This window comes from Citrobacter sp. On2M (genome assembly GCF_018035235.1).
GTDB classification, from domain to species: domain Bacteria; phylum Pseudomonadota; class Gammaproteobacteria; order Enterobacterales; family Enterobacteriaceae; genus Citrobacter; species Citrobacter meridianamericanus.
On the sequence record NZ_WPCV01000003.1, the window covers coordinates 299,006 to 319,375 of the forward strand.

Genomic DNA, 20,370 nt, shown 5'->3' on the forward strand with positions numbered 1-20,370 from the left:
TCATTGATATTTAACAGCACAGAACAATAAAAACCCGACAACACGAGTGTATTAATAAACGTTAATATTTGTGTGCTGAATAATTGGCAGGCTATCTATCAAGGTACAAATAATGACTATAAAAAAAACGGCGCTGGCGGTATCGATTGGCGCAGCAGTGGCATTAACGACCTTCGCCTCCCAGGCGGAAATCACGATCCTGAAACAAGATCCGCAGGCGGGCAACCCGCTGAGCCGTCTTAACTTCACCGTCGGTGGGAGTATTCGTCCGCAGTTCCAGAATATGGCCGGTGACGATGGTAAAAATGGCTACAAGCGTAATGGCTTCGACGGTGGAACGCGTTTCCGCTTCGCCGCTGACTACTATCTGTTTGATGACATCAGTTGGGTGAGCTACTACGAGCTGGGCGTTAACTTCCCGGCGATGTTCAACTGGGACAATCACTATGCTAACGGTGCCAATGATACCACGCGTCGTATGCTGTACACCGGTCTGAAGAGCGCGACCTGGGGGACACTGACCTTCGGTCAACAGAACAGCATTTACTATGATGTGGTGGGGGCAAAAACGGATATCTGGGACTACGACATGATCGGCCAGGCACCGGGTAACGGTATCAATGGCGACTATGATGGTTCTTATCGTACACGTAAATCACTGAAATATAAAAATACGGTAGGTGATGTCGATCTTTACGCGTCTTATCTGTTCAGCGATGACTACAACCCGAACAACGGGTTGCGCTACAAGCGTAAAGGTGGTGGCTCGCTGGGTGTGGATTACCACATCACTGATGACCTGACCTGGGGTACGGCGTGGAACTATACTCGCGCGGAAATGCGTGGTAACACCAGCAAAACCTACGATCAAAACATTGTCGGTACTGCGCTGAGTTGGAAACCGGACAACTGGACGTTCTCCATGGGCGGCGGCTGGTATCAGAACTTCATGACCACCAAAAAAGTCTCGGTTAACGACTATTTTGCCGGTGATGCCTGGGGTCTGGAATACTTCGCGGGTTACACCTTCCCGGTTGGTCAGTATGCGCTGAAATCCGTGCAGCCATACTTTATGGGCGATCGTATTGAATACGTGAATGGTCGTAACTACCTGCGCACCGACAACGGTGTGGGTATCAGCTTCCAGCTGGATTACGGTTTCCGTGTGGATTACGAACATGTCTTCACTTCCAGCACCGATAATCTGGGCGACATGAATCTGGTTCGTCTGCGTTACGACTTCTAAGTCAATTTCCCTGCCAAAACCGGGTAACCAAAAGGTTATCCGGTTTTTTACTCTCCTTTGTTAAAAAACCATAAGTGCCTTCCGCGTACATTCAACGACATATCTCGCAACATCATGAAATAATTTCAAGGACAGCAGGTTGTGATCTGTGTCATGTTAACAATCAGCCTGTTGACAGGCCAACAAGAACAACGCCGCAAGAACGGCGTGAGACATGACACCACAACGTTAAAATGGAGAGATTATGGGATTGCGTCAGAGTTTACGCGTCGCGACCGGAGCGCTGTTACTGGCCTGCGGATTACAATTTGCTCATGCGAACAGTGATCCACACACCATCGTATTTGGCGTCGCACCTGGGCCGTACGGCGATATGGTAAAACAAGCCATTGCCCCTACGTTGAAAGAGAAAGGCTATAAGGTTGTGGTGCGCGAATTCAGCGACTACGTGCAGCCGAACATGGCGCTCTCCAACGGCAGCATTGATGCCAATCTGTTCCAGCACTCGCTCTACTTTGACAAATTCACCGCCGATAAAGGCCTGAAGCTGAGCAAGCTGATTGTGGTCCCAACGGCCGGGATGGGCTTTTACTCGCATAAAATCAAAAGCCTGGATGAGTTGAAAAAAGGGGATGTGATCACGCTTTCCAACGATCCCACTAACCTGGCTCGCGGGCTGCGTTTCCTGCAGTCTATTGGCCTTATCACCATCAAAGATAACATCGACCCGACTAAAGCCTCCGAGCGCGATATCGCCAGCAATCCGAAAGGCCTGGTGTTTAAACCGCTGGAAGCCGCGCAGTTGCCGCGGACGCTGGACGGCGTGACCGGCGCGCTGGTCAACGGTAACTTTGCCGTGGCGGCAAAACTGGATCTCGCCAGCGCCATCAAGCAAGAGCACCTGGATGAAAATCTGAAAAATATCATCGCGGTACGCAGCGAAGATGCGGATAAACCGTTCGCGAAAGATATTGTGGAGGCGGTGAAATCCCCGGCGTATCGCGCCGTGATCGACGACCCGAAAAATATCTACAGCGCCTTCCAGAAACCGGAATGGATGTCGTCAGCCCAATAATCGCTGCGCACAAGGGTTAACAGGGGCAGCGACGACTGCCCTTTTCGCATTTCTGAGGTAGCTATGATTGAGATTGAGAAAGTTTGCGTGGATTTTAGCGCAGGCCGTGGAACATCAACCCGGGCGGTTGATGACGTCAGCTTGCACATTGGCGCAGGTGAAATATTCGGTATTGTCGGGACCAGTGGCGCGGGGAAAAGTACGCTGCTGCGCACCCTCAACGCCTTAACGCGCCCGAGCCAGGGAAGCGTAAAAGTGAATGGCGTGGAGATCTCTGCGCTCGAGGGGGGGCATTTACGCAAAGCGCGTCAGCGTATCGGTATGATTTTTCAACATTTTAACCTGATGCATACCCGCACCGTGGCGCAAAACGTTGCTTTCAGCCTGAAGGCTGCCGGATGGGAGCGCAGCAAAATCGCTCCACGCGTTGCGGAGATTCTGGCGTTGGTCGGGCTGGCGGATAAAGCAAACCGTTTTCCGGTTCAGCTCAGCGGCGGGCAAAAGCAGCGCGTGGGTATTGCCCGTGCGATTGCTAATCACCCGGATGTGCTGTTGTGTGATGAACCCACTTCCGCGTTAGATCTCGAAACCTCGGCCACAATTCTGACATTGCTCAAGCAGATCAACCAACAGTTGGGGATCACGATCGTGCTGATCACCCATGAGATGAACGTGATCAAATCCATTTGCGATCGCGTAGCGGTGATGTCCGGTGGCAAGGTGGTGGAGTCTGGTGAGGTGTTTGATGTTTTTGCTCACCCGCAGCACGTTTTCACTCAGCAACTGGTGTCGCATACCCTCAATCTGACGCTACCTGAACGTCTGCGCCAGCACCTGCCGGGTCAGCTGTTAAAAATTCTGTTCATCGGTGATTCGGCGGAACAGCCGGTTTTATCAGAAGTCACGGTTAAATTTGGCGTGGCGGTGAACATTCTGCACGGCAAAATTGAATATATCGGCGAACGTGCGCTGGGGATTCTGGTGGTGCAACTGACCGCGCCGCATAACCCTTCTGCGGTTGAAGTTGCCGTGGAACATATTCGTCAACGTACTGCTCAAGTGGAGGTGATTCGTGGATGATTTATTGCCTGATTTGACGCTGGCGTTTAATGAAACCTTCCAGATGCTGAGCATCTCAACGGTGCTGGCTATTATTGGCGGTTTGCCGCTCGGTTTTCTTATTTTCGTCACCGATCGGCATTTATTCTGGCAGAACCGTTTTGTGTATCTGCTCAGTTCCGTGCTGGTGAATATTATCCGCTCGGTGCCGTTTGTGATCCTGCTGGTGCTGCTGCTACCGCTCACCCAGTTTTTGCTCGGGAATACCATCGGGCCGATTGCGGCATCGGTTCCGCTGTCGGTGGCGGCTATCGCCTTCTATGCCCGTCTGGTCGACAGCGCGCTGCGCGAAGTCGATAAAGGCATTATTGAGGCGGCGGAAGCTTTTGGTGCCAGCCCGATGCGCATCATTTGCACCGTTCTGTTACCTGAGGCGAGCGCGGGACTGCTGCGTGGGCTGACGATAACGTTGGTGAGCCTGATCGGTTACTCCGCAATGGCCGGGATCGTTGGCGGCGGCGGGGTAGGTGACCTGGCGATTCGCTTTGGTTATTACCGCTACGAAACCCAGGTCATGATCGTCACCGTGGTGGCGCTGATTATTCTGGTGCAGGTCGTGCAGGTGCTGGGCGACTGGCTGGCAAAACGCGCGGATAAGCGCGACCGGCATTAATGCGCCTGGAGCCAGTCATTTACGTCCTGCCATGAGCCGCGAAACACGATTTTCGCGGCTTTTTTCTCTAGCTGGTAGCGATACATTGGGTCGTAGTATTCGTTGAGTAACGGTACCAGCCATCCCATATGGGCGTCGGTACTGCCGTTGGCTTGTTGCTCTTGCAGGGCGACGTCGAGCAGGGCGTTCAGCTCGGCAAAGCGCTGTAAACCCAAACGGCGGCGGATAGCAAACAGGCCGTGATGCAAATATTCACAGTACTCCTGCCAGCCCTGACTATCGCCATAAGCGTGGGTAAAATCGTGGTGCATGCGCACAAAATATTCTTCACGTAGTCGCTCAAGGCGTAGCTCAAAAGGATCGTCGACCACCGCAATAGATGCCTGACTCATGCGCTCGCGCAGGCATTCGGGCAAATGATTGGCGCCAATCATGCGGCCTTCATCTTCCAGCACCCAGCGATGCAGCGCCTGACGGCTGTCGGTTTTCAGCATCTCGACCGCCAGCAGGTTTTCAAAGCTTGCCTGACTCAGCTGCGGTTCAACGGTGCGGCCAAAAGAAGATCCACGATGGTGCGCCAGACCTTCGAGGTCAATGCCGTTCGGCTGTTGTTGCACTAGCTGCGTTTTACCGTTCCCGGTACAGCCGCCAATTAAGACGATCGGTTTTTGCACCAGTTCTTCAGTCAGTTGAATCACCGCCTGACGCAACGCTTTATAACCGCCTTGTATTAGCGGGTAGTCAGTGCCGGACTCGTGTAGCCACTGCTGCACAATGTGCGACCGCTGGCCGCCGCGCGCGCAGCATAAGTATCCCGCAGGATTTTGACGACAGGCATCCAGCCAGGCCTTCATGCGTCGCTGGCGAGTCTCGCCACAGACCAGTTGATGGCCAAGCGCGAGGGCGGCCTCAGGCCCCTGACGTTTATAACAGGTACCCACGGCTGCACGTTCGTCATCGTTCATTAAGGGAAGGTTTATTGCACCCGGCATTGCGCCCTGCTGAAATTCGACGGGGGCGCGTACATCGATTAAAGGCGTACCGGCGAGCAGAATTGCGCGATAGTCCGTTCCATCGTTCATGTTTGTTCCTGAAAATACAAAACAGCAATGGAGAGGATTTTACGCGCCAGAGGAGGGGCCGGGGAAGGATAAAATCAACTCCCCGGCATTAATGGCTTATTTCAGCTTTGACTGCGCCCAGATAATGCCGCTGGCGTATTCGGGCGGCAGCAGGGGGATAAGCGCTTCCAGCGTCGCGCTAAGACGTGCTGTATCGCTGTCGCTCAGATTCAGATGACCCACCTTACGACCTTCACGCACTTCTTTGTCATACCAGTGCAGGTGTACCAGCGGCAGCTTCAGCCAGTCGTAGTTCAGGTCGCTACCAATCAGGTTTACCATCACCGAAGGATTGTTCACCACCGGCGTCGGTAACGGCAGATTGGTAATGGCGCGCAGGTGTAGCTCAAACTGGCTGATGCTGGCGCCGTTTTGCGTCCAGTGTCCGCTGTTGTGTACGCGCGGAGCCAGTTCGTTGATCAGCAGACCTTCCGGGGTGATGAAACACTCCATCGCCATCACACCGACATAGCCCAGTTCCTGCATGATGGCAGAGAGCATCGCTTCGGCCTGCGCCTGCTGTCTGGCGTTAGCCTGCGGGAAGACTACGCTGGTGCGCAGAATACCGTCCTGGTGCAGGTTATGGGTCAGCGGATAGAAGACGGTGCTGCCGTCGTGCGCACGAGCCCCCACCAGCGACACTTCACCAGAGAAGTTGATTCCCCGCTCGACGATGCACTCGCCGTAGCAGTCGTCTGGCAGTTGTTCGGTTTCATTGGCGCGTAAACGCCACTGCCCACGACCGTCGTAGCCACCGATGCGGCGCTTGACGATAGCCAGTTCACCCAGTTTGTCGAATACCGCAGGCCATTCGCTTTTATCCGCCAACAGTTGCCACGGCGCAGTCGCCAGGTCGAGCTTGTCGAAAAGCTGCTTTTGCGTCAGGCGGTCGGCAATAATCGGGAAAACGTCGCGGTTAACAAACGCTGGGTGGCGCGCCAGTTCGCGAGTGAGCGCTGTTTCCGGCCAGCGTTCAATCTCTGCGGTGATCACGCTTTGCTGAAAAGGTACTGCAGCAGGCTCAGCATCCAGCCCGACGGGCCAGACCGCAATACCCAGCGGCTCACCGGCCTGGCGCAGCATGCGCCCTAACTGACCGTTACCGAGTACGCAAACCTGCTTCATGCCGCACCTCGCGGGTCCGGGTTTTCCAGCACCTCATCGGTTTGCGCTTTGCGCCAGTCGTCCAGACGCTGGTGTAATGTTTTGTCGTGTGTAGCAAGAATCTGTGCTGCCAGCAGAGCCGCATTGGCCGCACCCGCTTTGCCGATCGCCAGCGTTCCAACGGGAATTCCGCGCGGCATTTGAACAATGGAGTAGAGGCTATCTACGCCGCTCAACGCCGCGCTTTGCACCGGAACGCCGAGAACAGGCACCAGCGTTTTCGCCGCAATCATACCTGGCAGATGTGCAGCGCCGCCGGCACCGGCAATTATCACCTGATAGCCGTTCTCTTCAGCATTTTCGGCGAAGCTGAATAGCTTGTCTGGGGTGCGGTGGGCGGAGACGACTTCAACATGATGCGGAACGTTCAGGATTTCGAAGATTTCGGCGGCGAACTGCATGGTAGCCCAGTCGCTTTTGGACCCCATCACGATGGCGACACGCGCCGGATTATTGCGGGAAGACATGCGTCTGAAAACTCCTGTGGTGCACTACACTCGACTTTTGAGGCCACCGAGAATAGCATAATTCAATCTCAAGGAAAACGATTGCGCGCTTTACACTTCACTCTTCAAGCTGCCTCTTTGTTGGCTGCATCTGCTCACCCCAGTCACTTACTTTTGTAAGCTCCAGGGGACTCACAGATTTGCCGCCTCGATGCAACTCGAATAGTTTTGTGTAAAGAGGAACTGGGTGCCTGCAGAATTAAAACGGAAAAGCGATTAGCTCAACGTCGCTGGACGTGACTTTCACCATTGAGCCTTCGGTATGCCATGCGCCTAATACCACGCGGAAAGCGGGTTGTTCATTGGCCGTGAGTTCGTGGACAGCCGGACGGTGTGTATGACCGTGAATTAACCACTGGACCTGATGTTTTTCCATCTCGTTAATCACGGCCTGCGGATTCACATCCATGATTTCCAGCGATTTACTGCTGTTGGCGGCAAGACTTCCGGCGCGCATTTTTGCGGCAATGCGCTGGCGAACGAACAGGGGCAGGGCGAGAAACAGCTTCTGTAGCCAGGGGTGATGCACTTTGGCGCGAAACGCCTGATAGCCCGCGTCGTCGGTACACAAGGTGTCGCCATGCATGATCAGTACCTTGCGGCCATACAGGTCGAGCACTTTTTCTTCGGGCAGCAGAGTCATGCCGCTTTCACGGGCAAAACGCTTGCCGAGCAGAAAGTCACGGTTGCCGTGAATAAAAAAGCAGGGGACGCCGGTGTCAGCCAACGCTTTTATCGCCACGGCCATTTCATGATGCAGCGGATTAGGATCGTCATCGCCAATCCAGGCTTCAAACAGATCGCCGAGAATGTATAGTGCATCGGCCTTGCGCGCATCGCCGGCTAAAAAACGCAGAAAACCGGCGGTGATCGCCGGTTCTTCTGTGCAGAGGTGAAGGTCTGCAATAAACAGTGTCGCCACGATTACTCGCTGACGGTCACGTTTTCAATGATGACGTCTTCTTTTGGCACATCCTGGTGCATGCCGCTGCGACCGGTGGAAACGCCTTTGATTTTATCAACCACGTCCATGCCTTCAACCACTTCAGCGAACACGCAGTAACCCCAACCCTGCATGCTTTCGCCGGAGAAGTTCAGAAAGTCGTTGTCTGCAACGTTGATAAAGAACTGTGCGGTTGCGGAGTGCGGAGCCTGAGTACGCGCCATTGCCAGCGTACCACGGGTATTTTTCAGACCGTTGTTCGCTTCGTTTTTGATCGCTTCTTTCGTGGCTTTTTGCTTCATGCCCGGCTCGAAACCGCCGCCCTGGATCATGAAACCGTTAATAACACGGTGGAAAATGGTGTTGTTATAAAAACCTTCGCGGCAGTAGTCCAGGAAGTTTTTAACTGTTTCAGGCGCTTTATCATCAAACGTTTTGATTACGATATCGCCGTGATTAGTGTGGAAAGTAACCATTTTTGCATCCTGTTCCGATAGATTGGTGCTTCGACCCCGTCAAGGGTCAGAGTTAGGGGTGTGTTATAGCATAACCGCAAGCTGCGATCACCTCGCAAAGTGTGCTGCTTCCGGTCTCAATTATGGGTATTATACAGACTTTACTATCCACACACGTCTACACGGAATCTTCGATGTTAAAAATCTTTAATACACTGACGCGCCAAAAAGAGGAATTCAAACCTATTCATGCCGGGGAAGTCGGCATGTACGTGTGTGGTATTACCGTTTACGATCTCTGTCATATTGGCCACGGACGTACCTTCGTTTCTTTCGACGTCGTTGCACGCTATCTGCGCTTCCTCGGCTATAAGCTGAAGTATGTGCGCAACATTACCGATATCGATGACAAAATCATCAAGCGCGCGAATGAAAACGGTGAAAGCTTTGTCGCGTTGGTTGATCGTATGATTGCGGAAATGCATAGCGATTTTGATGCGCTGAATATTCTGCGCCCGGATCTGGAACCGCGCGCGACGCATCATATTGCCGAGATTATTGAAATCACCGAACAGCTGATCGCCAAAGGTCACGCCTATGTTGCCGATAATGGCGACGTGATGTTCGACGTCCCGACTGATCCGAACTACGGTCAGTTGTCACGCCAGGATCTGGATCAGCTTCAGGCTGGCGCTCGCGTTGACGTGGTTGACGTGAAGCGCAACCCGATGGACTTCGTGCTGTGGAAAATGTCCAAAGAGGGCGAGCCGAGCTGGCCGTCACCGTGGGGCGCGGGCCGTCCGGGCTGGCACATTGAATGTTCTGCGATGAACTGCAAACAGTTGGGCAATCATTTTGATATTCACGGCGGCGGTTCAGACCTGATGTTCCCGCACCATGAAAACGAAATTGCGCAGTCTACCTGTGCGCACGACGGTGAATACGTCAATTACTGGATGCACTCCGGAATGGTGATGGTTGACCGTGAGAAAATGTCCAAATCGCTGGGCAACTTCTTTACCGTGCGCGACGTGCTGAAATACTACGACGCCGAAACCATTCGCTACTTCCTGATGTCCGGCCATTATCGCAGCCAGTTGAACTACAGCGAAGAGAACCTGAAACAGGCACGCTCTGCGCTGGAGCGTCTGTATACTGCGCTGCGCGGCACTGACAAGTCCGTTGCTCCAGCCGGCGGCGAAGCCTTTGAAGCGCGCTTCATTGAAGCGATGGATGACGACTTCAACACGCCGGAAGCCTACTCCGTACTGTTTGATATGGCCCGTGAGGTTAACCGCCTGAAGGGTGAAGATATGGCGGCGGCTAATGGTATGGCTGCGCATCTGCGTAAGCTCTCCAGCGTGCTGGGCCTGCTGGAACAGGAGCCAGAAGCCTTCCTGCAAAGCGGTGCGCAGGCGGATGACGGTGAAGTTACTGAAATTGAAGCGTTAATCCAACAGCGTCTGGATGCCCGTAAAGCGAAGGACTGGGCGGCAGCCGACGCCGCGCGTGATCGCCTCAACGAGATGGGCATCGTGCTGGAAGACGGTCCGCAGGGCACCACCTGGCGTCGTAAGTAACACTCTATATTGCCGGATGGCGGCTTACGCCTTATCCGGCCTACGATGGAATGATCGGTAGGCCTGATAAGCGTAGCGCCATCAGGCACTATTAATGACGTTTGTACCACCACAGCACACCCATCATCATAACGCCCGGCAGCCAAACCCACATCAGCTCCGAAATTATTACCTGATGCCCATATGGTGTGGCGTAGCGTGATAGCGCGAACGGGGCGACTTTAATCACCTGCCACGGTGCGAAGAACCGTTCATCCGACCACGGCCACAGCCAGCCGACGCCTTTACCGCCGGTGGTGACAGAATCCAGCAGGCTATGCGACAACAGTGAAACCGTCAGGAATAACCAGCAGCGAATCAGTCCGGCTTTAAACCATCGTCGGCCAATGATTACGCACAGCAGCGGTACCACGAAGGCGAACAGCAGTGAGTGGGTAAATCCACGGTGGCCAAACACATTGCCATAGGCGACACCGAACTTAAATGACAACACATCGGCATCTGGCAGCATAGCCAGAACGACGCCAGTAAACAGTAAGCGCGGGGGGATGACTTTAAGTCCGAGACCTAACCCTAAGCAGAGTGGCACGGCTGCGTGGGTAACAATTGTTGGCATGATGATCGCTTCGTGTGGAAAAACGACATGCTAACAATTCGCTGTGAAGTGGTGATGAAGTTATTATCTGAAAATGAGAGAGGAAGTAGCCGGACAGGGGGTTAACCTCATCCGGCACCAGGGATCATGCCACGACGGTAATGCTTTGGCCTTCAAAGCTTACGGTCTGTCCGGCAACGATTTTGCAGCGCTTACGCGTTTCTACTACACCATCGACCTTCACCAACCCTTCGCCAATGGCGATTTTTGCCTGGGCGCCGCTTTCACTCCAGCCTTCCAGCTTCAGCAGATCGCAGAGTTCAACATGTGGGTGTTTCCCCAGTGAAAATGTGGCCATCTTAAACGTCCTTTACATCATGATATTCAACACACGCCTGGAGCGTGTTTTCGATAAGTGTGGCGACGGTCATTGGGCCTACGCCGCCTGGGACAGGCGTGATATATGACGCGCGTGCGGCAGCATCTTCAAAGACCACATCGCCAACAACCTTACCATTCTCCAGACGGTTGATGCCGACATCAATCACAATTGCGCCTTTTTTGATCCACTCACCGGGAATAAAGCCCGGTTTACCGACGGCAACAATTAGCAGATCGGCATGCTCAACGTGGCGACGCAGATCTTTGGTGAAGCGATGGGTAACGGTGGTGGTGCAGCCAGCCAGCAGCAGTTCCATGCTCATCGGGCGACCGACAATGTTTGAAGCGCCAATGACGACCGCATTCAGGCCGTAGGTGTCGATGTTGTAACGCTCAAGCAGGGTCACAATACCGCGCGGGGTACATGGACGCAGGCGCGGCGCACGCTGGCACAGACGACCGACGTTATACGGGTGGAAACCGTCAACGTCTTTATCCGGTGCAATACGCTCCAGCACTTTAACGTTGTCGATACCGGCAGGTAACGGCAGTTGTACCAGAATACCGTCGATGGTGGTATCTGCATTGAGCGTATCGATCAGCTCAAGAAGCTCCGCCTCGCTGGTGGTTTCGGGCAGGTCATAGGAGCGGGAGACGAACCCCACTTCGTCGCAGGCTTTGCGTTTACTCGCGACGTAAATTTGCGAAGCCGGGTTGCTACCTACCAGCACAACAGCCAGGCCCGGAGCGCGTAATCCAGCCGCTAAACGCGCCTGAACTTTTTGAGCAACCTCAGAGCGCACCTGCTGCGCAATCGTTTTACCGTCAATAATCTTTGCTGCCATCAGAGAGAGGATTCCGTCTGTTACGTTAAATCGAAGGGGATGCCACTATTTTGTCAGAAGCGGGACGTGCTGTCAGTTTTCGTTTGCGTTTTTATGTGCGCCAGGGCTGTCACGGGCTGGAAATGGTGTCAGTACAGAGACTAAAGTCTAACGAATAAATGATGAGCACGCTAATTAAAATTAACGTGAATGAAACATCTCATCACCCTGGGTTTTCTATGGGTAATGCTTCATAAACCAGACTGTTACGTACTATTAAGGCGGCATTTAGGTAATATTAACCAAGACTTTTCTTAGATCTCATTAAGAATTAGCCAGGGCTATTAAAAGGATTTGCAGGTATTTTTCATTAATTGAAATGTTTAATTTATCGCTGTGACGAATAGTCATATTCGCGAAGGATAATTAGTAAATCAAATACTCAGGAGAGTCAGGGTAAAAGGTTAGCTAATTCTCTTACGATATATATCTTTACAGGATGCAGAGATAATTAGCCTGACATTTAATGTCGATAATGAAAACGGATCCCGCAGGATGCTGGAGCCGGATGTGTGTAATTCAAGGGAAATCCATGAAACGTAAATTAATGACCTCTTCTGTTATTGCCAGCCTGATGTTAGTCGCAGGTGCTGCGGTTGCAGCCGATCCGGTAAGCGTGAGCGGCGGTACTGTGCATTTTGAAGGTGAACTGGTCAATGCAGCCTGTGCAGTCAGTACTCAGTCATCCGATCAGGTTGTCACTTTAGGCCAGTATCGTACTGCCAGTTTTGCCGCAGTGGGTGATACAACAGCACAAATTCCGTTCTCCATCGTGCTGAATGACTGCGATCCTGCCGTTGCTGCGACGGCGGCCGTGGCTTTCTCTGGTCAGGCGGATGCCACCAACTCGGCTCTGCTGGCTGTTTCTTCAGGGAATAACACCACCACCGCTGGCGGTGTAGGTATCGAGATTCTGGACAACGCCTCTACTGCGCTGAAACCTGATGGCGCGACCTTCTCTACCGCTCAGGCGCTGGTAGAAGGAACCAACACCCTGCGTTTCTCTGCGCGTTATAAAGCGACTGCCGCAAGCGCTACGCCGGGTCAGGCAAATGCCGACGCAACGTTCATCATGAAGTACGAATAAGCCGTTTTGAGTTGCGCAAGGATGACGTTCGCCTCAATGGATGAGGCAATATCCGGGGATGATGAAGGATGCGGCAGATGATAGGGAAAGGCGTAGCGCTGGCAGGAATGCTGTGCGTAATGCCTGTGTTTGCACATACGGTGATACTGGAAAGTGGTCGCCTCCACTTACGTGGACAGCTCGTCAATGGTGCTTGTACGGTCGCCACTGACAGTCAGAATATGCGGGTGCAAATGGGGCAGTATCGTACGAATGCTTTCTCCGGGACGGGAAGCTTCGCCTCTACCAGTGTTCCGTTTTCACTGCGCTTAACGTCGTGCAGCGCCGATGTTTATGACCATGTTGGGATTGCCTTTGCAGGCGTGACGCCAGCCGAAGATCCCCAGGTTTTTCTTGCAAGCGGTGATGCGTCTGCGGCTTCGGGGATCGGTCTGGCATTATTTGATGAGCGTCAACGGCAAATTATTCCGAATGCGCTGCCGCTTCATTATGCGCCAATTATAACGCAAGAAATGACGTTTCATTTCACTGCTCGCTATCGGGCTGTATCGGAAAATATAACCCCGGGAACGCTTCGTTCAGACGTGTGGTTTACGTTGGTTTATCCCTGATTTATTTCCCAACGATAATCGCATCAAAGGTATTTGTAGCTTATGTCTAATTATCTGAAATCAGGTTTTATCCTTTTTCTGGCCTTATTTTCTGCTGCCAGTGTTCATGCTGCTGGCGGTATTGCATTAGGCGCCACTCGCGTTATTTATCCGGCTGATGCCAAACAAACGTCCCTGTCTATTGGCAATAGCGATACCAAAGAACGTTACCTGGTAAATTCATGGATTGAGAATAGCGCAGGTGTTAAAGAAAAATCGTTTGTGGTTACACCTCCACTGTTTGTTAGCGAACCCAAAAGCGAAAACACGCTGCGTATCATCTATGCAGGTGTTCCGCTACCCAAAGACCGTGAGTCGCTGTTCTGGATGAACGTAAAAGCCATTCCGTCAGTCAATAAAAACAGCCTTGAGGGCAAAAACGTTTTACAACTGGCGATCCTGTCACGTATCAAACTTTTCGTGCGTCCGAATAATTTGCCGCAAATCCCGGAAGATGCGCCGGGGATGTTGACGTTTGCCCGTTCCGGCAATCACCTGAAAATTAACAATCCGTCAGCGTATTACGTCACGTTGGTCAATCTCAACGTGGGGAAAACGAAGGTAGATAACGTGATGGTTGCACCGAAAAGCGATGCACAGGTTCTGTTACCAACGGGCGTGCAGGGCAACGTTACGTTCCAGACGGTCAATGATTATGGCGCTGTGACCCCGGCCAAAACGGTTAGTGTGCGTTGAGATAACGATGAATAAGACAACGTATTTTCCTGGCCTGTTTCCGGGGGTTACGCCACCGCTGGCGGGGGTGGCGTTGTCCACGCTGGCGGCGCTTTTTCCCTCTCTCAGCTACGGGGAAAGCTATTTTAATCCGGCCTTTTTATCTGCGGATACGGCAACCGTGGCGGATTTATCACGTTTTGAAAAAGGCAATCACCAGCCTGAAGGTGTCTATCGTGTGGATATCTGGCGCAATGATGAGTTTGTTGCCACTCAGGATATTCGTTTTGTCACCAGTGCGGCAAAAGCAGGCGAGAAGTCTGGCGGGTTGATGCCGTGCTTTGGGCTCGACTGGGTGAAGCGTCTTGGCGTCAATATCGCCGCGTTTCCGGCACTCAGTAAGGATCCTAACGATACCTGTATCAATCTACCTGAAGCGATTCCAGGCAGCGAGATTGCGTTTGATTTTTCTACCCTGCGACTAAACATCAGCCTGCCACAGGCCTCGATGTTAAACAGCGCGCGCGGCTATATTCCACCGGAAGAGTGGGATGAAGGCATTCCGGCCGCGCTGGTTAACTACAGTTTCACCGGCAGCCGTGGTAGTGATACGGACAGCTATTTTCTGAGTATGCTCAGTGGTCTGAACTATGGCCCCTGGCGGTTGAGAAACAACGGTGCCTGGAGCTATTCCAAGGGCGACGGGTACCGCTCACAAAGCTGGAAAAACATCGGCACATGGCTTCAGCGCGCGATTATCCCGCTGAAGGGGGAACTGGTGATGGGCGACAGCAACACCGGCAACGACGTTTTTGACAGCGTCGGTTTTCGCGGTGCGCGCCTTTACTCCTCTGACAGTATGTATCCCGACAGCTTACAGGGCTATGCGCCAACCGTTCGTGGCATTGCGCGTACCGCCGCGAAACTGACCATTCGCCAGAATGGCTATGTGATTTATCAAAGCTATGTTTCACCCGGCGCTTTCTCGATAACCGATCTTAACCCGACATCGTCCAGCGGCGATCTTGAGGTCACGGTGGATGAGAAGGACGGCAGCCAACAACGCTATACGGTGCCTTACTCCACGGTTCCTTTATTACAGCGGGAAGGGCGTTTCAAATATGACGTGGTCGCCGGGGATTTTCGCAGCGGCAATAGCCAACAGTCTTCTCCGTTCTTTTTCCAGGGAACATTAATTGCCGGGTTACCAGAAGGCTACACCGCGTATGGTGGGACGCAGTTGGCCTCACGCTACACCGCGTTAGTTTTAGGCACAGGCCGAAACCTGGGGGACTGGGGGGCGGTTTCAGTCGATCTAACCCATGCTCGCAGCCAACTGGCGGATGACAGTACGCATCAGGGGCAGTCATTGCGTTTTCTGTATGCGAAATCGCTGAACAATTTTGGCACCAACTTTCAGTTGTTGGGATATCGCTACTCTACGCGTGGTTTCTACACCCTCGACGATGTGGCGTATCGCAGTATGGAAGGTTATGAGTACGAATACGACAGCGAAGGCAATCGCCACGATGTGCCCGATGTGAAGAGTTACCACAACCTGAACTACAGCAAAAAAGGCCGTTTCCAGATCAACATTTCGCAAAATCTGGGGGATTACGGATCGCTGTATATCTCGGGTAGCCAGCAGACATACTGGAACACTTCAGACACCAATACCTGGTATCAACTGGGCTATGCCAGCGGCTGGCAGGGGATTAGCTATTCACTATCCTGGTCGTGGAATGAATCGGTTGGCATCTCCGACACCGATCGTATTGTCGCGTTCAATATGTCAATACCGTTCAGCCTGCTGAGCGGACGGCGCTACTCGCGAGATAGCGCTTTCGATCGCACCTACGCCACCTTTAATGCCAACCGTAATAGCAATGGACAAAATAGCTGGCAGAGCGGGATCGGCGGTACGTTGCTGGATGGACGCAACCTGAGCTACAGCGTGAATCAGGGGCACAGCAGCACCAATGGCTACAGTGGAAACGCCAGTGCCAACTGGCAGGCGGCCTATGGCACGCTGGGCGTGGGATACAACTACGATCGCGATCAGCATGACTACAACTGGCAGCTCTCCGGCGGCGTGGTTGGGCATGCGGACGGCATTACGCTCAGTCAGCCTCTGGGCGATACCAACGTGTTGATTAAAGCGCCTGGTGCACAGGGGGTGCGGATAGAAAACCAGACCGGCGTTCAAACCGACTGGCGTGGATACGCGGTGATGCCGTATGCCACCGTCTATCGCTATAACCGCGTCGCGTTAGACACCAATTCCATGAATAACAATACCGATGTGGAAAATAACGTCAGCAGCGTCGTGCCAACGCAAGGGGCACTGGTGCGAGCGGCGTTTGATACGCGAATCGGCGTGCGGGCGCTGATTACCGCCAGACATGCCAGTAAACCCGTGCCGTTTGGTTCTATTGTGCGGGAAAACACCAGCGGCGTGACCAGTATGGTGGGCGAAGACGGGCAAATTTATCTCAGTGGTCTGCCGCTCAAAGGCGAGTTGCTGATCCAGTGGGGAGAAGGCGCAAACGCTCGCTGCGTGGCGCGCTATGCCTTGCCTGAGGATAGCCTGAAACAGGCGGTGACGCTCACGAACGTGACGTGCGAATCTCCAACGGCACGACAGGAATAATACGATGAAAAGACAAACGGGTTTATTACTGGGAAGCGCTTTATTGTTGATTGCCCATTCATCATGGGCGACGGTCTGCCAGAACTCGAATGGCACGCCAACGGATGTTTTTTACGATTTGTCGAATGTCTTTAACAGCAGCAACAACCAGCCGGGACAGGTGGTAACGTTACCGGAAAAATCGGGCTGGATTGGCGTGAATGCCACCTGTCCGGCCGGAACGACGGTGAATTACACTTACCGAAGCTATGTTACTGAACTTCCGGTGCAAAGTACCGAGGGCGGTTTTCAGTATCTGAAGCTCAATGACTACCTGCTGGGAGCCATGAGCATCACCGACAGCTATGCCGGACTATTTTATCCCCCGCGTAGCTATATCCGTATGGGGACTCACCCCAACGTACCTAAACAGCAGCCTTTTGGCGTAATGGATTCAAAGCTGGTGTTTAAACTCAAAGTGATCCGTCCGTTTATTAATATGGTTCCGATTCCGCGGCAGACGATGTTCAGTGTTTATGTCACGACCAGTACCGGGGATGCGCTAAGTACGCCGGTGTATACCATCAGCTACAGCGGCAAGGTGGAGGTTCCACAAAACTGTGAAGTGAATGCCGGGCAGATTGTCGAGTTTGATTTTGGTGATATTGGCGCATCGCTATTCAGCAAGGCGGGAGCGGGAAACCGGCCCGAAGGCATCAATCCGCAGACCAAAACGGTGGCGATAAAATGTACCAACGTCGCGGCACAGGCCTACTTAACCATGCGTGTAGAGGCTGAGAAAGCCACCGGACAAATGATGGTATCTGACAACCCGGATTTAGGTTTTATCGTCGCCGATAGCAGTGGTAACCCGCTGACGCCTAACAATTTGTCCAGCAATATCCCCTTTCAATTGGATGATAACGCCGCAGCCAGGGTCGGTATTCGGGCATGGCCGGTCAGCGTGACGGGGAATAAACCTACCGAAGGGCCTTTTACGGCTCGTGGCTATCTGCGAGTGGATTATGACTAATAAGCCAATGCCATCCACATGGGGACTTCTGACGATGGTGTCCCTGCTGACATTTAGTTTGTTGTGCCATGCCTCCTCGTCGCTGGGTGAAATCAATATTGAACTGCGTGGTAATGTGGTGGACTTTACCTGCGCAGTGATTGCCAGCGACAGCAATAAGTCGGTGGAGTTAGGGACCTGGCCGACAAAGCAGCTTCAGACCAGCGGAGATACCACTCAACCGGTCGCGTTTACGCTGAAGCTTGAAGGTTGCCCGCCGGGATCCGCTTCGATAACGTTTTCCGGTACTCCGGCTCCGGGCACGACGCTGCTGGCGCTCGATGATGTGGTCATGGCGCAAAAGGTGGCGATTGAACTGCACGACAGCGACCGTACGCGACTGCCTCTTGAGCAGGCCAGCGAGTCAGTGAGTATTGATGAGAACGGCAATGCCACACTAACCTTTTTCGCTAACTACATCGCGTTAGCTGATGGGGTTCAGCCAGGTGTTGCCAGGGCTGATGCCACGTTTATGATTAACTATAACTAATCAATGCGCTGACAAGACGCTCCCGAACGACATCTCGCCGGGAGTGTTATTACATTAACTCATGCATTTTTGCATAATCGATCAGCTCAACGATGGTGTGCAACCCGAGCTTGGAGTAGATATTAGCCTTGTGAGCACTAATCGTTTTATTGCTGAGTAACAACTGTTCAGCAATTTCCTTATTGGACAGACCGTTTGCCAGATAACGCAAAACCGTAACCTCGCGGTTAGAGAGCGGCATGTCATTCAGCACACCTTTTTGTGCATTTATATTGTTAATGAAGTTAAGGGTATCCGACGGAAAAAAAGAATATCCCGATAAAATCATTTTTACCGCATTATAGATATCATTGAGATCCTTTCGTTTACTGACAAAACCATTTGCACCGGCCCGGATAGCACGCCCGGCATAAAAAGACTCAGATTTTGAGGATAGAAACAGTACCCGAGTTTTCTCCTGCAATGATTTTATTCTTTTGAGCAATGTAAACCCATCAGAGCCAGGTAGTTCAATATCCAGGATGACAAGATCGACGGGGTACGTGCGCAGATGTTCTATTGCCGTACGGCTGTCGTCGGTTTTCAATACTACCTGAATATTACTGTTTTTCTCGAGTAGTACTTCTATCGACATTCTGACAATAGGGTGTTCGTCCATAATGATAACGGATGCTGGTTTCATTTTTGTATGCCTCAAACTGTTTGCGTATCTTGCGAATTTGATAAAACATCAGGCGTTATAATATTGTCAAATAGCCAAGAATTGTTCTGAGGAGAATCGAATAAATATTATTTCATCCTTGTTTATTCGGTTGTTCTTCTGCAGAACAATGAATTTGTGGAAAATCCATTTCACACCGGGAAACTAACAATTAATCAGGAAACTAAGAGGATTATACCTGCTCTGTTCTTTCGGAAAAGACTTACGACATCCCGGATGTTAATGTCAGTTAGGATATTCTGAAAGTTCCAGATGTGTTAATGGCTATTGGTATTATTGATCTGTGGTTCGAATTATGGCAGATTGAAAATTTTTTTTAAATGGTAAAAACAATACAATAGACTAATTGTTTAGGTTTTGTTAAGACTGAAATTATGCTTTTTTATATCGAAATGCACAGAATCAGTAAGGTTAACTGTGAAAGTGGTACCAGATATAATACCAGGAATAGTTGTAAATATTAAATATTTGTAAAAATTAGATCTTTATTCTTATTCGAGAATAAGTAATTTCCTAAAAAATCTTATGGCACATAGGGTTATGATGTTAAATTAAATGAAGAGAGGTAACGCTGAGGCGGTGTATCAGATGCAAAAATCGCTGTCTGTTGGGCAATCCCAGGCGCGTAATCAACTGGTTCAGGCGATAGATGATACGGTGGTAGGGTTGCGCTTGTAATAATGCAATATTTTTTAATGAGTTACCTTGTAAAAGTAAGGTAATCATCTCCCAATCGAGCTGATTAATGCACCTTGAGTGAAAATAATTTGGAACCGGAGATAATAAGGCTATACGTATCTCAGGGAGGTGTAAATTGCGTGACAAGATATAGAATGGACCGGACAGTGAAATAAAGGTAGTCAGATCGTCATCACGACTGGGAAGCATTATGAAGATCTGAATGTCACTACGCTGCTTAATTAGCTGGCGCAAACATTCAAGTATATCGAAATAAGGAGTTGTTAAGCTTTCTATGTCAATCACAAACTGGCTAATTACCGACTCCTGGATGCTGAGTAAGGCCGACTCAACGCTCTGGAAGATCGCCGTACGAGTACCTGAGAATAAATGTCGACTTAGTGCATAGGCCAGGTAGTAGTCTGTTGTGATTATCGCCTGAGATATAGTGTCGTCCGGTAAATTATGTTCGAGTTTTTGCGCCAGATACTCGAGCCGGTCAAATACTTGTGAGGTACAGTGGGGATATTGCCAGGTACAGTTAGGGTTTCGTATGCGGCGATAGCGATCCCGGCGTTTTGCGCTGTGCATCCTTTTTCATTCCATTTCTGTTGCGGCAGGTCTGGATAAATTGCTGACTATAAACATCCCTGACCCAAATTTTTTCCAGCGTAAGGGTTATGTCC

The 20,370-nt window shown here is 51.7% G+C and carries 21 protein-coding genes; 11 read left to right on the forward strand and 10 right to left on the reverse strand.

Annotated features, from left to right (window positions below; all coding sequences use genetic code 11):
- Positions 1-112: 112 nt before the first annotated feature.
- The 4 genes from On2M_RS09985 to On2M_RS10000 all read left to right on the forward strand — a co-directional run bounded on the left by On2M_RS09985 (position 113) and on the right by On2M_RS10000 (position 4,053).
- Positions 113-1,246, forward strand: a complete 1,134-nt coding sequence (locus On2M_RS09985) for a porin (protein ID WP_187252888.1) — start codon at positions 113-115, stop codon at positions 1,244-1,246.
- Positions 1,247-1,490: 244 nt separating this feature from the next.
- Entirely contained in the window at positions 1,491-2,321 is an 831-nt protein-coding gene (locus On2M_RS09990) for a MetQ/NlpA family ABC transporter substrate-binding protein (protein ID WP_151224881.1), read from the forward strand.
- A 63-nt stretch (positions 2,322-2,384) separates the two neighbouring features.
- On the forward strand, positions 2,385-3,401 hold the full coding sequence (gene sfbB / locus On2M_RS09995; RefSeq protein ID WP_210904737.1) for a methionine ABC transporter ATP-binding protein: 1,017 nt from the start codon (positions 2,385-2,387) through the stop codon (positions 3,399-3,401).
- Positions 3,394-4,053, forward strand: coding sequence for a methionine ABC transporter permease (locus On2M_RS10000; RefSeq protein ID WP_003831085.1), 660 nt, complete (start codon positions 3,394-3,396; stop codon positions 4,051-4,053). Before sfbB ends, On2M_RS10000 begins: the two co-directional genes overlap by 8 nt.
- Here On2M_RS10000 and mnmH read toward each other — a convergent pair.
- The 5 genes from mnmH to ppiB form a co-directional block, all read right to left on the reverse strand.
- Positions 4,050-5,135, reverse strand: coding sequence for a tRNA 2-selenouridine(34) synthase MnmH (mnmH, locus tag On2M_RS10005; RefSeq protein WP_151218670.1), 1,086 nt, complete (start codon positions 5,133-5,135; stop codon positions 4,050-4,052). The genes On2M_RS10000 and mnmH overlap by 4 nt on opposite strands.
- Positions 5,136-5,231: 96 nt before the next feature.
- Positions 5,232-6,299, reverse strand: a complete 1,068-nt coding sequence (purK, locus tag On2M_RS10010; protein ID WP_151224882.1) for a 5-(carboxyamino)imidazole ribonucleotide synthase — start codon at positions 6,297-6,299, stop codon at positions 5,232-5,234.
- Positions 6,296-6,805: a 5-(carboxyamino)imidazole ribonucleotide mutase gene (purE, locus tag On2M_RS10015; RefSeq protein WP_151218672.1), complete on the reverse strand. Its 510-nt coding sequence runs from the start codon at positions 6,803-6,805 to the stop codon at positions 6,296-6,298. The genes purK and purE overlap by 4 nt, the downstream gene beginning before the upstream one ends.
- Before the next feature lie 238 nt (positions 6,806-7,043).
- Entirely contained in the window at positions 7,044-7,766 is a 723-nt protein-coding gene (gene lpxH / locus On2M_RS10020; RefSeq protein WP_210904738.1) for a UDP-2,3-diacylglucosamine diphosphatase, read from the reverse strand.
- Between the two features lie 2 nt (positions 7,767-7,768).
- Positions 7,769-8,263, reverse strand: coding sequence for a peptidylprolyl isomerase B (gene ppiB / locus On2M_RS10025; RefSeq protein ID WP_003021875.1), 495 nt, complete (start codon positions 8,261-8,263; stop codon positions 7,769-7,771).
- A gap of 173 nt (positions 8,264-8,436) precedes the next feature.
- On the opposite strand from ppiB, the gene cysS reads away from it, so the two are divergent.
- Positions 8,437-9,822, forward strand: a complete 1,386-nt coding sequence (gene cysS, locus On2M_RS10030) for a cysteine--tRNA ligase (protein ID WP_210904739.1) — start codon at positions 8,437-8,439, stop codon at positions 9,820-9,822.
- Positions 9,823-9,913: 91 nt separating this feature from the next.
- On the opposite strand, the gene On2M_RS10035 is transcribed toward cysS, so the two are convergent.
- The 3 genes from On2M_RS10035 to folD all read right to left on the reverse strand — a co-directional run bounded on the left by On2M_RS10035 (position 9,914) and on the right by folD (position 11,643).
- Positions 9,914-10,438 carry a metal-dependent hydrolase gene (locus On2M_RS10035; protein ID WP_151218674.1) on the reverse strand — a complete coding sequence of 175 codons (525 nt, stop codon included), beginning with the start codon at positions 10,436-10,438 and terminating at the stop codon, positions 9,914-9,916.
- 124 nt (positions 10,439-10,562) lie between these two features.
- Positions 10,563-10,775, reverse strand: coding sequence for a ribosome-associated protein YbcJ (gene ybcJ, locus On2M_RS10040; RefSeq protein ID WP_048212377.1), 213 nt, complete (start codon positions 10,773-10,775; stop codon positions 10,563-10,565).
- Position 10,776: 1 nt separating this feature from the next.
- Positions 10,777-11,643, reverse strand: coding sequence for a bifunctional methylenetetrahydrofolate dehydrogenase/methenyltetrahydrofolate cyclohydrolase FolD (gene folD, locus On2M_RS10045; RefSeq protein ID WP_210904740.1), 867 nt, complete (start codon positions 11,641-11,643; stop codon positions 10,777-10,779).
- 571 nt (positions 11,644-12,214) lie between these two features.
- Between folD and fimA the strand changes: the two genes are divergently transcribed.
- The 6 genes from fimA to sfmF all read left to right on the forward strand — a co-directional run bounded on the left by fimA (position 12,215) and on the right by sfmF (position 18,285).
- Positions 12,215-12,769 carry a type 1 fimbrial major subunit FimA gene (gene fimA / locus On2M_RS10050; protein ID WP_151218675.1) on the forward strand — a complete coding sequence of 185 codons (555 nt, stop codon included), beginning with the start codon at positions 12,215-12,217 and terminating at the stop codon, positions 12,767-12,769.
- Between the two features lie 77 nt (positions 12,770-12,846).
- Positions 12,847-13,380 carry a type 1 fimbrial protein subunit FimI gene (gene fimI, locus On2M_RS10055; protein WP_151218676.1) on the forward strand — a complete coding sequence of 178 codons (534 nt, stop codon included), beginning with the start codon at positions 12,847-12,849 and terminating at the stop codon, positions 13,378-13,380.
- A gap of 42 nt (positions 13,381-13,422) precedes the next feature.
- The gene (gene fimC / locus On2M_RS10060; RefSeq protein ID WP_151218677.1) at positions 13,423-14,115 is read left to right on the forward strand and encodes a type 1 fimbria chaperone FimC; all 693 of its coding nucleotides are present in this window, start codon (positions 13,423-13,425) and stop codon (positions 14,113-14,115) included.
- A 7-nt stretch (positions 14,116-14,122) separates the two neighbouring features.
- A complete protein-coding gene (locus On2M_RS10065; protein WP_210904741.1) occupies positions 14,123-16,744 on the forward strand; it encodes a fimbrial biogenesis usher protein in 2,622 nt (873 codons plus the stop codon).
- Positions 16,745-16,748: 4 nt separating this feature from the next.
- Positions 16,749-17,756: a type 1 fimbria D-mannose specific adhesin FimH gene (fimH, locus tag On2M_RS10070; protein ID WP_151218679.1), complete on the forward strand. Its 1,008-nt coding sequence runs from the start codon at positions 16,749-16,751 to the stop codon at positions 17,754-17,756.
- A 34-nt stretch (positions 17,757-17,790) separates the two neighbouring features.
- Entirely contained in the window at positions 17,791-18,285 is a 495-nt protein-coding gene (gene sfmF / locus On2M_RS10075) for a fimbria assembly protein (protein ID WP_151225080.1), read from the forward strand.
- Between the two features lie 49 nt (positions 18,286-18,334).
- On the opposite strand, the gene fimZ is transcribed toward sfmF, so the two are convergent.
- Both fimZ and On2M_RS10085 read right to left on the reverse strand, forming a co-directional pair.
- Positions 18,335-18,967: a fimbria biosynthesis transcriptional regulator FimZ gene (gene fimZ / locus On2M_RS10080; protein ID WP_003021902.1), complete on the reverse strand. Its 633-nt coding sequence runs from the start codon at positions 18,965-18,967 to the stop codon at positions 18,335-18,337.
- 585 nt (positions 18,968-19,552) lie between these two features.
- Positions 19,553-20,275: a fimbriae Y protein gene (locus On2M_RS10085; RefSeq protein WP_151218680.1), complete on the reverse strand. Its 723-nt coding sequence runs from the start codon at positions 20,273-20,275 to the stop codon at positions 19,553-19,555.
- Positions 20,276-20,370: the final 95 nt, after the last annotated feature.

Bases quoted from the DNA above. Each gene is read 5' to 3' on its own strand.
- ppiB (WP_003021875.1), bottom strand. From the start codon at position 8,263: ATGGTTACTTTCCACACTAATCACGGCGATATCGTAATCAAAACGTTT.
- fimI (WP_151218676.1), top strand. From the start codon at position 12,847: ATGATAGGGAAAGGCGTAGCGCTGGCAGGAATGCTGTGCGTAATGCCT.
- On2M_RS10065 (WP_210904741.1), top strand. From the start codon at position 14,123: ATGAATAAGACAACGTATTTTCCTGGCCTGTTTCCGGGGGTTACGCCA.
- On2M_RS09990 (WP_151224881.1), top strand. From the start codon at position 1,491: ATGGGATTGCGTCAGAGTTTACGCGTCGCGACCGGAGCGCTGTTACTG.
- purE (WP_151218672.1), bottom strand. From the start codon at position 6,805: ATGTCTTCCCGCAATAATCCGGCGCGTGTCGCCATCGTGATGGGGTCC.
- mnmH (WP_151218670.1), bottom strand. From the start codon at position 5,135: ATGAACGATGGAACGGACTATCGCGCAATTCTGCTCGCCGGTACGCCT.
- fimH (WP_151218679.1), top strand. From the start codon at position 16,749: ATGAAAAGACAAACGGGTTTATTACTGGGAAGCGCTTTATTGTTGATT.
- folD (WP_210904740.1), bottom strand. From the start codon at position 11,643: ATGGCAGCAAAGATTATTGACGGTAAAACGATTGCGCAGCAGGTGCGC.
- On2M_RS10035 (WP_151218674.1), bottom strand. From the start codon at position 10,438: ATGCCAACAATTGTTACCCACGCAGCCGTGCCACTCTGCTTAGGGTTA.
- fimC (WP_151218677.1), top strand. From the start codon at position 13,423: ATGTCTAATTATCTGAAATCAGGTTTTATCCTTTTTCTGGCCTTATTT.
- cysS (WP_210904739.1), top strand. From the start codon at position 8,437: ATGTTAAAAATCTTTAATACACTGACGCGCCAAAAAGAGGAATTCAAA.
- fimA (WP_151218675.1), top strand. From the start codon at position 12,215: ATGAAACGTAAATTAATGACCTCTTCTGTTATTGCCAGCCTGATGTTA.
- fimZ (WP_003021902.1), bottom strand. From the start codon at position 18,967: ATGAAACCAGCATCCGTTATCATTATGGACGAACACCCTATTGTCAGA.
- On2M_RS09985 (WP_187252888.1), top strand. From the start codon at position 113: ATGACTATAAAAAAAACGGCGCTGGCGGTATCGATTGGCGCAGCAGTG.
- sfmF (WP_151225080.1), top strand. From the start codon at position 17,791: ATGGTGTCCCTGCTGACATTTAGTTTGTTGTGCCATGCCTCCTCGTCG.
- On2M_RS10085 (WP_151218680.1), bottom strand. From the start codon at position 20,275: ATGCACAGCGCAAAACGCCGGGATCGCTATCGCCGCATACGAAACCCT.
- ybcJ (WP_048212377.1), bottom strand. From the start codon at position 10,775: ATGGCCACATTTTCACTGGGGAAACACCCACATGTTGAACTCTGCGAT.
- sfbB (WP_210904737.1), top strand. From the start codon at position 2,385: ATGATTGAGATTGAGAAAGTTTGCGTGGATTTTAGCGCAGGCCGTGGA.
- purK (WP_151224882.1), bottom strand. From the start codon at position 6,299: ATGAAGCAGGTTTGCGTACTCGGTAACGGTCAGTTAGGGCGCATGCTG.